A 14,041-nucleotide genomic window follows, 5' to 3' on the forward strand; every position below is an offset into this window, starting at 1 on the left:
AACATATCAAGACTTTGTGCAATTCGCGTGACGGTCGAGAACTCGTTTCGATCACCGCAGCAGACATAGGAAGCGTGCCTGATTCCGGCAATGGGGCAATTCATTAAAAAGCGGTAGGCCGCGAAATCACCCAATTCGTTAATGGCGCGAGTGATGCCTCACCAGCCCTCGGAAAGCACCTTTTCCAGCATGTCTGCGAAGAAGTCGGCACTCTCGATCGTCAGGCAGAGCGGCGGTTTGATCTTCAACACGTTGAGGTGATCGCCTGTCGGCTGCATGAGCACACCGAGATCGAGCAGCCGCTCGCAGATCGCCGCCGTCTCGCCGGTGGCCGGCTCCAGCGTCGTTCTGTCGCGCACGAATTCGAGGCCGAGATAGAGGCCCATGCCGTGAACCGCCCCGGCAATCGGGAATTTTTCGATCAGCGCTGCCAGCCGTCCCTTCAGGTGGTCGCCGACCTGGCGAGCGTTCTCCTGCAGGTTTTCCTCCCGCAGGATATCGAGCACCGTCATGCCGGCAACGCAGCTGACCGGGCTGCCGCCGGATGACGAGAAGAAATAGCCCTCGCGTTCCAGCGAATCGGCAATCGCCTGGCTGGTGATGACGGCGCCGAGCGGGTGGCCGTTGCCCATGCTCTTGGCGATGGTGATGATATCCGGCACGACGCCCTGCTGCTCGAAGCCCCAGAAATGATGGCCGAGCCGGCCATAGCCGACCTGCACTTCGTCGGCGATGCAGACGCCGCCGCGGGCGCGCACTTCGGCATAGAGACCGGCCAGATAGCCGTCCGGCAGCGGAATGCCGCCGGCATTGCCATAGACCGGCTCGGCGATCACGCCGGCCAGTCCCTGGCCGCTATTGTCGATCGCCTGCAGTACGGGAATGGCACCGGCCAGATAGTCGCTGGCGCTTTCGGAGCCGCGGAATTCGCCGCGATAGGTGTTCGGCGCCGAGAGAGGGTGCACCCAGGCTGGGCGGGTCGAGAGCGCCTGCGGATTGTCGGCGATCGAGGTGGAGACGGCGTCGCTCGCCACCGACCAGCCATGATAGCCTTCAAGCAGGCAAAGCATGTTGTGAGCGCCGCTATGCGCCCAGGCCAGCCGCAGTGCGAGGTCATTGGCCTCGGAACCGCTATTGACCAGAAACACCCGGTCGAGGCCCTCAGGGGCGAGTGCCGCCAGCCGTTCGGAAAACTCGGCCAGCGCCCCATAATGGAAACGCGAATTGGTGTTGAGCTTCAGCCACTGGTCGGCGATCGCATCGGCAAGTTGGGTATGGCCGTGGCCGAGGATGCTGACATTGTTGACCATGTCGAGATAGGCGCGGCCCTCGACATCGTACATATGCTCCTTCCAGCCGCGTTCCATCTGCGGCGGAGCGTCATAGTAGTTCTTCTGCGGCTTGGCGAAATGCGCCTTGCGCCGCGTCAGCAGCGCCGCCGTATCGGGCCTTGGGGCATTGCAGTTGTCGCCAAGCAGGAGCGAGGGCGAGGGGCAGATCGCCGACCATGCGTCGGCATCGTGTGCCGTCGCAAAGAGCGGCGGCTCCAGGCCGTTGATGGTGCAAAGCTGGATTCGCAGCCCGCCGAGCGAATTGCTGTCGCCGGAAACCGTGCCGATCGTCTGGCCCGCCTCGACCTCAGTGCCATCCTCGACCGATGGTTCGATACCGTCGAGATGCAGGCTGATGCCGTCGCCGATCAGCACCAGATGATGGTTCCTGAAATCGATGCGGCCGGCAAAAGGCGCGGCGACTGGATTGCCGCCGGAAAGGCAGATGTCGCTATGCAGAGCGAAGGTCGAATGCGGCTTGGCGCTCAGCGTGCTGGCGCGCGACAGCCGGTATTCGCCGTAGCGTGTTGCGGCAACGCCGCTGTCATTGGCGACGCGGGCAAGCAGGCGCCAGTCCATCTCGGAATTCAGCCAGTTGCCGCCGGCGAAATGGCGGCTCTGAACGCCGAGATCGAGATAGGCGATGTCGGCTGTATTGATCTCGGGCAATAGCGCCTGCCAGCCCGAATTCTGCGGTAGCGGTTGCTCGATGCCGCCGATCTTCTGGATCGCCGCTTCCATGAGCTCGAAGGGCACGGACATCGCGGTGTCGAAGATGATGCGCTCATGCTCCAGATTGTTGCGCGCGTAATCGTTCTCAGGATCGATCGAAATCTGCTGCTCGCCGCTAGCAACCAGGATCACGGCGCGGGCGACGATCAGCGGCCACAGCGCCTTCAGCTCTTCCGGTGTCAGCGGATAGGTCTCCTGATAGGCCTTGATCGCCGGCAGGATATAGAGCGGATCGCCATCGGCATGATGCAGCAGCGAGGCACAGGTGACCGCGAGATCGCCGACCAGCCAGCCGCGGATGATGTCGCCGAAATCGATGACGCCATCCGGGGTCAGCCGCCCATGCGCGTCCGGCAGGCTGACGACATTGTCGTCGGTGACGTCGTGATGCACGGCCTGAACGCGAAGCGACGAGGCAAGTGGCTGGATGCGGCGCACGGCCAGCACCATCGTCTTGGCTATACGGTCGCGGGCGGCACTATCGGTGATCGCCGACAGCAGTTGAACGGCGACGGGGCCGGCGCGGCGCAGGTCCCATTGCAGGCTGCGCTCGAGGCCCGGATGTTCGAAGTCGGCCAGCGCCTTTGCCAGCCGGGCGCAGAGCGCGCCAAGTGCTGCCACCGTGCTTTTCGGCAGATGCTTGCGATGCGTCAGGCTTTCGCCTTCGAGATATTCGAGAACACGCACCTGATAGGTCTGGTCGCGTACGGTGACGGCGACGATCGCCTGCCCATCGGTCGACGTCAGCAGATGCGGAACGCGCGGCGCGCCTTCGATCGTATTGAGATGGTGGATCGCCGCGTTCTGCGCCTCGAGCTCGAGTGTCTCGTAGGCCATGTGGCAGATCTTCAGGACGAAGCGGCCGTTGCCGGTATCGAGCCGGTAATTGCGATCCTGCTGACTGCCGAGCTCGCTGATCGTGCCCGACAAGCCATAGTGGGTTTCCAGGATGCTTAAGGCTTCTTCCGGTGTCACGTCCGGTCGCGGCAGTTCCATACGATCGGTGAGCGCTTCATCGGTCATCGCATCCCCCAGGGCATGATTCGATTATTCACACTAAGCAGATAATCGAATGCATGCTATGGGCAAGCGTATGGCAACACGCCTTTCGGGCGCAATCAGCCCATACGTTCGGATGCATAGGAGCCCGGGCTCGCCGGGAACACCACCGTACGGTTGCCGTTCAGGAAGACGCGGTGGTGAATATGGGCGTGGATCGCCCGTGCCAGAACCTGGCTTTCGACATCGCGGCCGATCGAGACATAGTCGTCTGCCGACTGCGCGTGGGTGATGCGGGCGGTGTCCTGCTCGATGATCGGGCCTTCGTCGAGATCGGCAGTGACGTAATGCGCCGTCGCGCCGATCAGCTTCACGCCGCGCTCGTAGGCCTGCTTGTAGGGGTTGGCGCCCTTGAAGCTCGGCAGGAACGAGTGGTGAATGTTGATGATCTTGCCAGACATCTTCCGGCACATCGCATCCGAGAGAACCTGCATGTAGCGGGCGAGCACGATGAGCTCGGTGCCGGTCTGCTCGACGAGATCGAGAAGCTGGCCTTCCGCCTGCGGCTTGTTTTCCTTCGTCACCTTGATGTGGTGGAAGGGGATGTCGTGGTTCACGACGACCTTCTGGTATTCGAAATGGTTGGAGACGACGCCAACGATGTCGATCGGCAGCGCGCCGATCTTCCAGCGGTAGAGCAGGTCGTTCAGACAATGGCCGAAGCGCGACACCATCAGCAGCACCTTCATGCGGCTCTGGCCGTCATGGATCTCGGCGTCCATCTCGAATTTCTCGGCGATCGGCTTGAAGCCTTCGACGAGTGCCGGCAGCTTCACGCCCTCCTCTGAGATGAAGCTGACGCGGGTGAAGAACTTGCCCGTGTCGAGGTCGTCGAACTGGCTGGAGTCGACGATGTTGCAGCCCTGCTCGGCAAGATAGTTGGAAATTGCCGCCACGATCCCGCGCGTTGATTTGCACGTTACAGTCAAAACATAATTGGTCATGTCCGTCTTCCCTCTCACGGCTTTGCCGGCAGGCTGCTTAGATCAAACGCCGCCCGCCGAACAGGCCGCGGCTCTTTCATTCGTGCAACATTTTGCAAGGGAAGCCATCAAGCGCTTGCAAGGCCCCGCATCCTGTCGATGCTCATATAAATGACGCTAGCCTTAGGGAAAGTCCGTTCCGCCTGCGCCGTCGCATATCCCCGCCGCGCAGCTACCGGGCTGCGGCAGCCACCGGAACGGAAATAGGAGATGCAGCGCGCTGCTTTCCCTCATTGACCTTCAGGAAGCCGACGAGCAGCCAGGCAAGCCCGGCCGTCTTCATCGAGAAGATCGCGGTCGAGCCGATCATCAGGTTCAAGAACATGAAGAGTGACAGCGAGTGGCAGAGCCGCTTCTGGTTAGGCGTCTGGCCGGCCGGGAAGAAAGACACGAATAGCCAGAACAGGATCAGACCGAAGATCGTCGCGCTGTAGGTGATGAAGACATAGCCGCTATCGACATAGCCCAGCCCCTTTTCGAGCTCGAGACCGAGCGTCGCCGGGATATCCATCGCGTTGATGCTACGGATCGTACCACTGATACGGCCGACGAAATCGTCGTCGTGGGCATTCGGCTTGAAGGCGTGGATGATGAAGCCGATGGCGATGATCCCCGGCATCATCAGGAAATCGAGGATCTTCGGCAGCCAGGGATAGATGACATAGCCGCCGAGGCAGACGATGCTGAAGATCAGCATCGTGCGCGTGTCGTTGGTGAGCAGGATCAGCACAACCGTCGCGATGAAGATCAACCGGTCGCCAAGCCTCAAGCGGTTGGAGAAACTGACGAGATAGATCACCATCACGCCGCAGAAATTCGCCAGCGACACCTGTTCGAGGAAGATCGAGGAGGAACGGTGGTCGATGATCCCGAAGGAGAAGCGGTCAGGAAAGCCGAGCGCGCCGCGGAACAGGCCTAGGTCGCTATAGGTCGCCCGCGGCACGCCGCGCGTATTCTCGAAATATTCGGCCGGATGGAACAGGGCCACATAGGCGGTGACCGAAACGATCTCGCAGATCAGCACCGAAAGCACGGCGATGCAGCAGATCTTGAACACGAGCTTCAAGGTCCGTTCGTTCGTCCAGCGCCCCATGACGACGAAGGCGAAGACGATCAGGATGTTGCGCAGATGGTCGATATAGCCGGACCGGTTGATCACCATGACGTAGACCGTCAGCAGGATCGTCGCCAGCAGATAGCCGAGCGGCGCAAGGTCCTCTTCGAATATGCCTTTGCGCAGGATGAAGGCGAAGCTGTAGGCGAGGATCAGCATTTCGCTCATCACCACATAGGCGGGCGAGAGCGGCATGATGTTGTGATTGATGAAGGCGAGAATGGCATTGTAGGTCACCGCAAGCACGCCAGCGGCAAGAATGCCCCACTGGATCGGCTCCTTCGGTGCAATGCCAGCCTCGCTCATAGCGGTCACTCCGCCATCAGCCGGCAGGCGGTCTTGTCGGGCGCCGGTGCCTTGGCGGCGGCCTGTAGCGCGGCCAGCTGCTTGCGGTCCTTGCCGTCATGCGGCTGGACGTTCAGCGGTTCAGTCTCCGGCCACCAGTCTCCGGCAACCCAATAGGTCCAGCCCAGCCAGACGTCGCCATTGTCCTGCATCGCGCCGAGCACGTCTTTCAGGCCCGCGACGCATTCGGGTGCCTGCGACACGCCGAATTCGCCGAGCAGCAGCTTGGTATCGTTCTTCCGCGCCCAGTCCGACATATCGAGGATCGCCTGCTTGGCCTTGTCGTTGCCAGAGCATTCGTCCTTGGTGCCGGAGTAATCGCTGTCGAAATATTGGTGAACCTCGTAGCCGAAATTCTTGCGGGCATCCTTGATGCCGAGCATGACCGTGCCGTTGGCGTCGTCATCGCCGCTCTGCCAGGAATGCGCGCCGGTCCAGCGCGTGCCGGGTACGAGGATATAGTTGTTGGCGCCGACGGCACGGATGCCGCGGATCGCGGTATTGGCCGCCTCCAGCCATTTCTTGGCCGAGATATCGTGCGGTTCGTTCATCAGGCCAAAGACGACATCCGGCTGGTCCGAGAACTCGGCCGCAAGCCGCGTCCAGAAATCCGCAAAGGCAAGCGTCGTCACCGGCGCCGTGCCGATCTGCACCTTCTTGTAATAGGCGTAGTTATGCGGATCGAGGATGATCGTCATCTTGTGTTTGCGCAGCAGGGCGACCGTATCCTTCAGCCGCTGCAACTCGTCCTCGTTCAGCGATTGCCCGAGCTCCGGCTGCAGCCGTTCCCATTGGAAGGGCAGGCGAACGGTATTCATGCCCTTCTTCTGGAAATAGGCAATCGTCTCCTCGGAAGGATAGGCATAGTCCTTGAAGACGGTGCCGCCCGGCTCGCCGAACTCGGCGCCGGAAAGGTTGATGCCGCGAAGGCAGGGTCCCGCAGCGCCGGCCGCATGCGCCTGCAAGGGCAGCAGTGTCGCGGCGATCGTCAGCAGGCGGCGCCATTTGGAGGATGAGGCTCTCAATTGCTTTCCCGTGGTTTCAGCAGCGGCGGCTAATATCGGTGCCTCCATCTTAACGGTCCGTTAGCTAAGGATTTCTAAAATTCGCCTACCCTCGCTGCACTCTGCCGGCGGGTGACGAGAGCGCTGATGAGCCAATTCGACAGGAACAGGGTAAGCCGCTTGCCGGGCTGGCGAAGCTACGAGCCTGCGCAGACCGCGCCTGAGGCCGCGCGCCCGCGTTCCCCCGTCCTGCGCCCGTCCGACTTTGCCAAGGCACCGCCACCACCACCCGCTCCCGAACCGCAGATCCGCCACGAAGAGCCCGCTGCCCCACCGCCGCTGCCGCCCGTGACCGAACCGGTTGCCGCAGCCCCTCGGGTCGAAGCCGCACCAGTTGCTGTCATCACAGCCGACGAGCCGCTGCTTGACGTGCGCTCGGCGATCTTCGCGATCTGGAACCGCAAGCTGATGATCGCCGGTCTGGCCGTCCTCGGCGCGGTTGCCGGCGCGGCGGTCCTGCCGATGCTGCCGCAGAAATTCACGGCGACGACGAGCCTCTATTTCGATCCGCGGCAGATCGGCCTGGCTGATCCGGCCGCCCAGCAATCGACGATCTCGCCGGAGATGATCTCCTCGATGATCGACAGCCAGGTGCAGATCCTGACCTCCGGCAACGTCCTGAAGCGCGTCGCCGATACGCTGAAGCTCAATCAGGACCCGGATTTCAACGGCGGCCGTACCGATGACGCGGCCGTCATCACCGCGCTGCAGAAGTCGCTGACCATCGCCCGCCAGACCGGCACCTATGTCGTGTCGCTGACAGCCGTGACCCACGACCCCGAAAAGTCCGCCAGACTGGCCAACCAGGTCGTCGCCTCCTTCATGCAGGAGGAAAGCAGCGCCTCGACCGGTCTTTACGAGAACACCACCGCAACGCTCGACACCCGCCTGACCGACCTGCGCAAGCAGGTGCAGGATGCGGAACAGGCGGTCGAGACCTTCCGCGCCGACAACGACATGTCGGAGACCGACGGCAAGCTGATCTCCGACCAGCGCCTCGCCTCCCTCAATACGCTGCTCGTGACGGCACAGGACAAGACGATCCAGGCTAAGGCCCGCGCCGATGCCGCCCAGAACATGAGCTTCGAAGCGATCGTCGCCAGCGGCCCGAACGACAGCGGCGCTTCCTCCGTCAATTCGGCTCTCGCCAGCCTGCGCCAGCAGTATGCGACGCAGGCGGCCATCGTCGGCAGCCTAGAAAGTCAGATGGGTGCCCGTCATCCGCGCCTCCAGGCCGCCCGCTCCTCGCTGCAGAGCATCCAGGACGAGATCAAGGGCGAACTGCAGCGCATGGTGACCTCGGCGAAGACCGAGTACGACCAGGCGAAGAAGGCGGAAGACGCCGTCTCCAAGGAACTGAATATCCAGAAAGCGCTGCAGGCGACAGCTTCCGACAAGCAGGTCGAGCTCAACGAGCTGCAGCGCAAGGCGACCGCCGTTCGCAACATCTACGAGACGCTGCTGAAGCGCTCCAGCCAGACGGCCGAAGAACAGAACCTGCCGCAGAGTAATATTCGCGTGATCTCGCAGGCGGAGCCGCCGGTAAAGCCGGATGGTCCCGGCAAGAAGACGCTGATGATCGCGGGCCTGATCGGCGGGCTTTTCGGCGGTTTCGCGCTGGGTGCAGCACTTGCCATCCTGGCGGCACTCTTCGCCCATCCTGTCATCCGCGGATATTTCCGCCGCGCTTGATGCGGCCCCGTCTTCATCCTACATCAGAAGACAGGTTCCATGGCTCAATGCCGGGAGAAATGAACATGCGCATCCTGCCGTCGATCGTGATTGCCGCCTTCGCCTTTGCGGCCATTCTGCCGCTGCAGGCCTCGGCGACCGATTGGGCGCGCGCGGGCAAGGCCGATGTTCAGCCGCTCTATCCCTATACCGATCTTCCCGGCGTCAAGGCGCAGCCTGACAAGAAGGACGAAGAGCAATATGCCTGCCACACCGAGACCGGCCATGTGCGTCGCGACGGTGACTGGATCTTCCGTTCCGGCGGCATGCCGACGATCGTCTATGTCTGCGATCGCGATGGCCAGATCAGCCAGGGCACGCAGGTTCCCCTGCGTGGCCACTATCAGCCGGTGCGCTGATCAGGCGCTGCGTGCAAAATAGCGCGCAATCAGATGATCGAGTGAAAGCCGCCCCGGCCCGCCGGCGATGATTACCAGAAAGCAGACAGCCCATGTGCCATGGGTGGGCCATGCATCCGGATAGACGAAGATCTCGATCACCAGCGTCATGCCGAGCAGCGCCAGCGCAGAAAGCCGGCTGGCGAGACCGATGACCAGCAAGAGCGGAAAGAAGTGCTCGGCAAAGGCCGCCAGATGCGCCGCCAGCCACGGATCGACGAAGGGCAGCTTGTACTCGGTCTGGAACAGATAGACGGCATTGTCGGTGACCTGCCAGCCATCCACCTTCGTCTGCCCCGACTGCCAGAACACTGCGGCAATCGAAAGCCGGGCGACCGTCGCGATCAGATCGTGCGGGATCATCCCGAAAGCCGTCATCAGGCTGTGGACCCGATAGGCAAGGCCGCGGCCCGAGGGCGTGGCAAGCGTCATATCCTCATTCATGGTCATCTCCTGTCAAAAGGTCCGAAAAGGCGCCGGCTTGCAGCGCTCCGGCAAGATTGGCGGAAAGGTCGAAATCCGGCGCCGCCGCAAAGGCCGCGCCCGCGGCGGCAGCAAGCGTCGAGCCGCTGAACAATGCTTCGAGAAATGCAGCACCCCCGGGTGGCAGCCGGTGTACCTCGACGATCATCTGCGGCCTGACGACGAGCGCGCCCTCGCCGTGCCAGTCGTCGATCGGCGCAAAGGCCATCTCGCCGGCATTCATCGCCCATATGGTCACCGTTGGATGGACGGAGCGGAGGATCGATGCGGACGGGTGCGGCGTGAACACCAGTGACGCAAGCTGCCCTTCTTCGAACAGCGCCAGACGATCGGCGGCGAGCGGTGCCGCATCTGCCGCGTGATAGGCCATGCCGCGCGCCGCCTCCAGCCGGATGACATCGGCGAGATAGGCGATTTCCCGTGCCGGCTCGAAAGCTTCGACGAAATCGGCGAAGCCGTCGCCATAGGAAAGCAGTAGCGGCGAGCGCGGCGGATGCTGACAGATAAACTCGTAGGCCATGCCGGCGAAGAACTCTTCACCGACGATCTTCTCGGCAACCGGAAAGCGGGATGCGACGGCGCCGATCAGCCCCGAGACGACATTGTTGCGATAGACGCCGAACCGCCGCAGCGGGCGTGCCGCATTCCAGGCGGCGATCCCTTCGGGAACCGGCAGCGAACTGTCCCGCAGCGCCGCCGCGAATTGCTCTTGTGTGATGGTAGCCATGACACGCCTCAGGCCGCCCGCAGCCGCGCGGCGCGATCGAGGATCGCTCCCGCGGCCTCAGCTTCGGAGCGCAGGACCGGCCATTCCGGCACGTCGTTGTCCCATTCGATCAGGCTGGCGATCGGCCCTGTCCGGGCAATCAGTTCTTCGTAGAGCGCCCACACCGGGTCCTTGACCGGCGTGTCGTGCGAATCGATCAACAGTGGCGCACCTTCGTCATCCGTCGTTTCCGAATGACCGCTGAGATGGATCTCGCGCACCCATTGCACCGGGAAGCGGGAGAGATAGTCGCGCGGGTTCATGTTGTGATTGGTGGACGCGACGAAGACGTTGTTGACGTCGAGCAGCAGCCCGCATCCGGTCTGCCTGACGATCTCCGCCAGAAATTCGGTCTCTTCGAGCGTGCTCTCCTCGAACAGAACATAGGTCGCCGGATTCTCGAGCAGCATCTGCCGCTTCAGCGTGTCCTGCACCTGGTCGATATGATCCGCAACGCGCGAAAGCGTTTCGGATGTGTAGGGCAGGGGCAGGAGGTCGTTGAGGAATACCGTGTCATGCGTCGACCAGGCAAGATGCTCTGAAAAGCTCTCCGGCTCATAACGATCGCAGACGGTCTTCAGCCGCTGCAGATGCTCCTGATCGAGCGGCTGCATCGAGCCGATCGACAGGCCGACGCCATGGATCGACAATGCATAGTCCTCGCGCAGCTTGCCGAGCTGCGCATGCGGCGGACCGCCTGCGCCCATATAGTTCTCGGCATGCACTTCGAAGAAGCCGAGGGGCTGGGGTGCTGCGATGATGCTGGCGAAATGTTCGGGCTTGAAACCGATGCCGGGACGGCTGGGCAATGCGGAGGGTTTCATCCTGTCTCTCCTGAAGTTGGGTGGGCGGCGCCGTTTCGGCGCCGCCTGCTGTCTGCAATCGGATCAGGCCGGAGCCGGGGCCCTGCGTCAGCGAGCCGGTGCCATCGGGCGTCTTCATCGACGTGCAGGTTCCGGCCGGAACGAGCTTCCAGGCGTTCTTCTGGTAGTCGATCTTCGCCGTGCCGGCGCAGGTCGTGCCGGGGCCGGCAGCGCAATCGTTCTGCCCCTTGAGCGCGATGCCGTAGCACTTCTCCTTGGCGGCATCCTGGGCCGAGGCGGTCTGGACGCTGCCGATCAGCGTCAGCGCGGTGGCGACCGAGGCTGCAAAGACGGTGGCGGGGAGTTTGGTCATGGTCTTCTCCGGTATCTCTTGGTTTCTGGGGGCGGTGGGGCCGATCAGGCCGGCGTCAGCATGCCGTGGCCCTTCGGCGTCTTCATCGACGTGCAGGTGCCGGCCGGGACCAGCTTGAAGGACATCTTGTCGTAGCTGACGGTCGACTTGCCGGCGCAATCGTGCTTGCCGGCGGCGCAATCGTTCTGCCCCTTGAGGGCAACGCCGTAGCACTTCTCCTTGTTGTCGGCGGCCGAGGCAGCGGGGGCTGCGATGGTTGCGAGCGCCGAAGCGATGGAGCCTGCCAGTGCGAGCGTAACGATGCTGTTCTTCATTGTTTCATCTCCGTAGAATGGCGAGCCGTGATTGGCTTGCACTGAGGGCTACGGAGGCGTGGCAGCCGTTGTTACACGGCTCCCACGATTTTTTTACGGGACGCGCCCTTGCCGTTTACGCGATGGCAAGCGAAAAGCCTGAAAACAAAGGCGTGTGAGGCCTGTCTGAAATATTTCTGCCCGGGCGGTAACAAAAACGTGTGGCCCTCCGTAGAGGATTATGTCGGGTGAAACATTCGGCGCGTGAAGAGGAATGGGCAGGCTGGATGCGCAGCGCCATGGATGGCGATACGCAGGCCTATCATCGCTTCCTTTCCGCCGTGACACCGCACCTGCGCGCCATGGCGCGCCGCCGCTGCGATCAGTTCGGCGCGCCGGCGAGCGAGGCGGAAGATGTTGTGCAGGAAGTCCTGCTTGCAGTGCATCTGAAGCGCGGCACGTGGGATCCGGCACGCCCGATCGGCCCGTGGCTGTCGACGATCGTGCGCAACAAGCTGATCGACAGCCTGCGCCGCCGCGGCCGCCATATCGACGTGCCGATCGACGACGTGATGGCAACGCTTGAGGCGGAAGAGCAGGCGGGCAATCTCGACCGGCTCGATGCCGAACATATGCTGGAGCGGCTGAAAGACCCGCAGCGCGATATCGTCCGCTCGATTTCGATCGAGGGGGCGGGCATCCGCGAGACGGCCGAGAGGCTGAAGATGACAGAGGGTGCGGTGCGTGTTTCCCTGCACCGGGCGCTGAAGGCGCTGGCGGCCCTATACCGGAGTGAGACGCGTGAAGACGGATGACCTGATCAGCATGCTTGCCGCCGATGCGCCGGTGCGATCCCGCCTCGGTCCGCTGCTCAGCCGCGCGCTCGTGGCGGGCGTCGTCATCTCGGCGGTTCTGCTGCTCTCCACCATCGGCATCCGCCGCGACATGGGAACGGCAATCGAAACCGCCCGCGTGCTCTTCAAGATCGTCACCACGCTGACGCTCGCAGTCACCGCCTGCGGCCTCGTCTTCCGCATCGGCCGCCCCGGCGTTCCCTTGAAGCTTGCGTCCCTGGCTCTGCTGCTGCCGCTGGCACTGGTGATCGCCGGCGTCGCAACGGAACTGACGGCCATTCCGGAAGACGCCTGGCGCGCAGCGCTGCTTGGCCGCAACGCCGCCTTCTGCGTCTTCTTCATCCCGGTATTGTCACTGGCCCCGCTCGCAGGCTTTCTATGGGCGCTGAAGAATGCCGCACCTGAGAACCCCACCCTCGGCGGCGCCGTCGCAGGTCTCGCCTCGGCCGGCCTTGCCGCAGCGCTCTACGCCTGGCATTGCCCCGACGACAGCCCGCTTTTCCTGGCGGCCTGGTACACGACCGCCACCGCCGCCGTAACGGCACTCGGCGCTATCATTGGATCACGATATCTGCGGTGGTGAGGAGGAGAAAATAGCAGACTGAAAAAGCCGTTGGTACCGGCTTAAGCTGCTAATTTTCAATGGGAATGGTGCCCAGAAGAGGACTCGAACCTCCACACCCTTTCGGGTACCAGCACCTGAAGCTGGCGCGTCTACCAATTCCGCCATCTGGGCGACGGAGAGCCATGTACGGGGGTGGCCTCCGACTGTCAACTGGCTTTTTGAAGTTTTCCTGACAGTCGGCAAAAAAGATTGTGACGATCCCCGCAGAACCGCATTCACGGCGAACTGATTGCCAGTTTTTCGGCACCTGGATTTTCTTGGAGCGCGTGTTGCCTATATAAAAGTGATGGGAAAGGAATCATCCATGTCCGCTTTGCGCAGTGCCGTGATCGCCGCCATCGCCCTCCTCATGCCGCTTGCTGCCAAGGCAGAGCCGGCATTCGGTCAGCTGTCGGGGCGAGGCCCGGTCGTCAATACGCAGTCGACCTATTGCGATTATCGCGGCTGCTTCGGCTTCGGGCCGCGGCAATGGCACCGCCCGGCCTATGTGCAGCCGAATTACCGGCCGCCGACGGCGAGGGGGCCGACCTATTATCAGCCGAGGACGCAGGCGCGTCCGCAGCTCACCTATGATCCGCCGCCGATTCGCACCTTGCGCCCCGCCGCCAAGGATCCGCGCATGCATGTCGAGTGGTGCCGCAATCAGTACCGGACCTATAATCCGAGAACCGATCGCTTCGTCACCTATCAGGGCATCTACCGCACCTGCAATTCGCCCTTCGACTGAACCTCAGCTTTCCAGCGAGGCGCGGTCGGTATGGCCGAGATCGCGGCCGGGCTCGATGATGTCGCGCACGCGCTGCTTCAGTTCCTTCGGTCCCGGAAACCCGCCGTCGCGCTTGCGCTCCCAGATCAGGTCGCCGTTGACGCGGATCTCGAAATTGCCGCCGGTGCCGGGAATGAGTGCCACTTCGCCGAGGCTATCGGTAAAGGTCTGCAGCAGCTCCTGCGCCATCCAGCCGGCGCGCAGCAGCCAGTTGCACTGGGTGCAGTAGAGAATGGTGACGCGGGCCTTTTCGGTCATGGGGAGTTTCCTTTCGCCTTTGCTCCGGTTTAGGAGTTTCGTCAGAAGCGCGCAATCTTGCCG

14 protein-coding genes, 1 tRNA gene and 1 pseudogene are annotated in these 14,041 nt (G+C 62.7%); 5 read left to right on the plus strand and 11 right to left on the minus strand.

The window, feature by feature from the left end; translation table 11 throughout:
- Positions 1-158 precede the first annotated feature (158 nt).
- From ABIE40_RS00955 to ABIE40_RS00970, 4 genes are all read right to left on the minus strand, one after another.
- Positions 159-3,086 carry an aminotransferase gene (locus tag ABIE40_RS00955; protein ID WP_199625945.1) on the minus strand — a complete coding sequence of 976 codons (2,928 nt, stop codon included), beginning with the start codon at positions 3,084-3,086 and terminating at the stop codon, positions 159-161.
- Positions 3,087-3,181: 95 nt separating this feature from the next.
- The gene (purU, locus tag ABIE40_RS00960) at positions 3,182-4,066 is read right to left on the minus strand and encodes a formyltetrahydrofolate deformylase (RefSeq protein ID WP_130279324.1); all 885 of its coding nucleotides are present in this window, start codon (positions 4,064-4,066) and stop codon (positions 3,182-3,184) included.
- Between the two features lie 211 nt (positions 4,067-4,277).
- Positions 4,278-5,525 carry a hypothetical protein gene (locus ABIE40_RS00965; RefSeq protein WP_199625946.1) on the minus strand — a complete coding sequence of 416 codons (1,248 nt, stop codon included), beginning with the start codon at positions 5,523-5,525 and terminating at the stop codon, positions 4,278-4,280.
- Between the two features lie 5 nt (positions 5,526-5,530).
- Complete coding sequence (locus ABIE40_RS00970; RefSeq protein ID WP_354540945.1) at positions 5,531-6,589, minus strand: glycoside hydrolase family 5 protein; 1,059 nt, start codon at positions 6,587-6,589, stop codon at positions 5,531-5,533.
- Between the two features lie 126 nt (positions 6,590-6,715).
- Between ABIE40_RS00970 and ABIE40_RS00975 the strand changes: the two genes are divergently transcribed.
- Together ABIE40_RS00975 and ABIE40_RS00980 are read left to right on the plus strand one after the other, a co-directional pair.
- The gene (locus tag ABIE40_RS00975; RefSeq protein ID WP_199625948.1) at positions 6,716-8,320 is read left to right on the plus strand and encodes a GumC family protein; all 1,605 of its coding nucleotides are present in this window, start codon (positions 6,716-6,718) and stop codon (positions 8,318-8,320) included.
- A 65-nt stretch (positions 8,321-8,385) separates the two neighbouring features.
- The gene (locus tag ABIE40_RS00980; protein ID WP_199625949.1) at positions 8,386-8,718 is read left to right on the plus strand and encodes a hypothetical protein; all 333 of its coding nucleotides are present in this window, start codon (positions 8,386-8,388) and stop codon (positions 8,716-8,718) included.
- On the opposite strand, the gene ABIE40_RS00985 is transcribed toward ABIE40_RS00980, so the two are convergent.
- The 5 genes and pseudogenes from ABIE40_RS00985 to ABIE40_RS01005 all read right to left on the minus strand — a co-directional run bounded on the left by ABIE40_RS00985 (position 8,719) and on the right by ABIE40_RS01005 (position 11,496).
- The gene (locus ABIE40_RS00985) at positions 8,719-9,201 is read right to left on the minus strand and encodes a DoxX family protein (protein ID WP_199625950.1); all 483 of its coding nucleotides are present in this window, start codon (positions 9,199-9,201) and stop codon (positions 8,719-8,721) included.
- Positions 9,194-9,967, minus strand: a complete 774-nt coding sequence (locus ABIE40_RS00990; RefSeq protein WP_199625951.1) for an HvfC/BufC family peptide modification chaperone — start codon at positions 9,965-9,967, stop codon at positions 9,194-9,196. The genes ABIE40_RS00985 and ABIE40_RS00990 overlap by 8 nt, the downstream gene beginning before the upstream one ends.
- Positions 9,968-9,975: 8 nt before the next feature.
- Positions 9,976-10,830 carry an MNIO family bufferin maturase gene (gene bufB, locus ABIE40_RS00995; protein WP_199625952.1) on the minus strand — a complete coding sequence of 285 codons (855 nt, stop codon included), beginning with the start codon at positions 10,828-10,830 and terminating at the stop codon, positions 9,976-9,978.
- 76 nt (positions 10,831-10,906) lie between these two features.
- A pseudogene (locus ABIE40_RS01000) lies at positions 10,907-11,182 on the minus strand (BufA1 family periplasmic bufferin-type metallophore); the annotation flags it as partial.
- Positions 11,183-11,226: 44 nt separating this feature from the next.
- Positions 11,227-11,496: a BufA1 family periplasmic bufferin-type metallophore gene (locus ABIE40_RS01005; RefSeq protein ID WP_112713999.1), complete on the minus strand. Its 270-nt coding sequence runs from the start codon at positions 11,494-11,496 to the stop codon at positions 11,227-11,229.
- A gap of 227 nt (positions 11,497-11,723) precedes the next feature.
- On the opposite strand from ABIE40_RS01005, the gene ABIE40_RS01010 reads away from it, so the two are divergent.
- Both ABIE40_RS01010 and ABIE40_RS01015 read left to right on the plus strand, forming a co-directional pair.
- Positions 11,724-12,290, plus strand: a complete 567-nt coding sequence (locus ABIE40_RS01010) for a sigma-70 family RNA polymerase sigma factor (RefSeq protein ID WP_199625953.1) — start codon at positions 11,724-11,726, stop codon at positions 12,288-12,290.
- Complete coding sequence (locus ABIE40_RS01015; RefSeq protein WP_199625954.1) at positions 12,277-12,912, plus strand: NrsF family protein; 636 nt, start codon at positions 12,277-12,279, stop codon at positions 12,910-12,912. Before ABIE40_RS01010 ends, ABIE40_RS01015 begins: the two co-directional genes overlap by 14 nt.
- A 66-nt stretch (positions 12,913-12,978) precedes the next feature.
- Here ABIE40_RS01015 and ABIE40_RS01020 read toward each other — a convergent pair.
- Positions 12,979-13,065: transfer RNA gene (locus tag ABIE40_RS01020), tRNA-Leu, on the minus strand.
- Between the two features lie 193 nt (positions 13,066-13,258).
- Here ABIE40_RS01020 and ABIE40_RS01025 point away from each other — a divergent pair.
- A complete protein-coding gene (locus ABIE40_RS01025; protein WP_199625955.1) occupies positions 13,259-13,681 on the plus strand; it encodes a BA14K family protein in 423 nt (140 codons plus the stop codon).
- 3 nt (positions 13,682-13,684) lie between these two features.
- Here the strand turns inward: ABIE40_RS01025 and ABIE40_RS01030 are convergent, their stop codons facing one another.
- A complete protein-coding gene (locus tag ABIE40_RS01030; RefSeq protein ID WP_112713991.1) occupies positions 13,685-13,978 on the minus strand; it encodes an Rdx family protein in 294 nt (97 codons plus the stop codon).
- Between the last annotated feature and the right edge of the window lie 63 nt (positions 13,979-14,041).

Origin of the sequence: Rhizobium sp. OAE497 (genome assembly GCF_040546565.1) — a bacterium.
Taxonomy (GTDB): Bacteria; Pseudomonadota; Alphaproteobacteria; order Rhizobiales; family Rhizobiaceae; genus Rhizobium.

Bases quoted from the DNA above. Each gene is read 5' to 3' on its own strand.
- ABIE40_RS00955 (WP_199625945.1), bottom strand. From the start codon at position 3,086: ATGACCGATGAAGCGCTCACCGATCGTATGGAACTGCCGCGACCGGAC.
- purU (WP_130279324.1), bottom strand. From the start codon at position 4,066: ATGACCAATTATGTTTTGACTGTAACGTGCAAATCAACGCGCGGGATC.
- ABIE40_RS00965 (WP_199625946.1), bottom strand. From the start codon at position 5,525: ATGAGCGAGGCTGGCATTGCACCGAAGGAGCCGATCCAGTGGGGCATT.
- ABIE40_RS00975 (WP_199625948.1), top strand. From the start codon at position 6,716: ATGAGCCAATTCGACAGGAACAGGGTAAGCCGCTTGCCGGGCTGGCGA.
- ABIE40_RS00980 (WP_199625949.1), top strand. From the start codon at position 8,386: ATGCGCATCCTGCCGTCGATCGTGATTGCCGCCTTCGCCTTTGCGGCC.
- ABIE40_RS00985 (WP_199625950.1), bottom strand. From the start codon at position 9,201: ATGAATGAGGATATGACGCTTGCCACGCCCTCGGGCCGCGGCCTTGCC.
- ABIE40_RS00990 (WP_199625951.1), bottom strand. From the start codon at position 9,967: ATGGCTACCATCACACAAGAGCAATTCGCGGCGGCGCTGCGGGACAGT.
- bufB (WP_199625952.1), bottom strand. From the start codon at position 10,830: ATGAAACCCTCCGCATTGCCCAGCCGTCCCGGCATCGGTTTCAAGCCC.
- ABIE40_RS01005 (WP_112713999.1), bottom strand. From the start codon at position 11,496: ATGAAGAACAGCATCGTTACGCTCGCACTGGCAGGCTCCATCGCTTCG.
- ABIE40_RS01025 (WP_199625955.1), top strand. From the start codon at position 13,259: ATGTCCGCTTTGCGCAGTGCCGTGATCGCCGCCATCGCCCTCCTCATG.
- ABIE40_RS01030 (WP_112713991.1), bottom strand. From the start codon at position 13,978: ATGACCGAAAAGGCCCGCGTCACCATTCTCTACTGCACCCAGTGCAAC.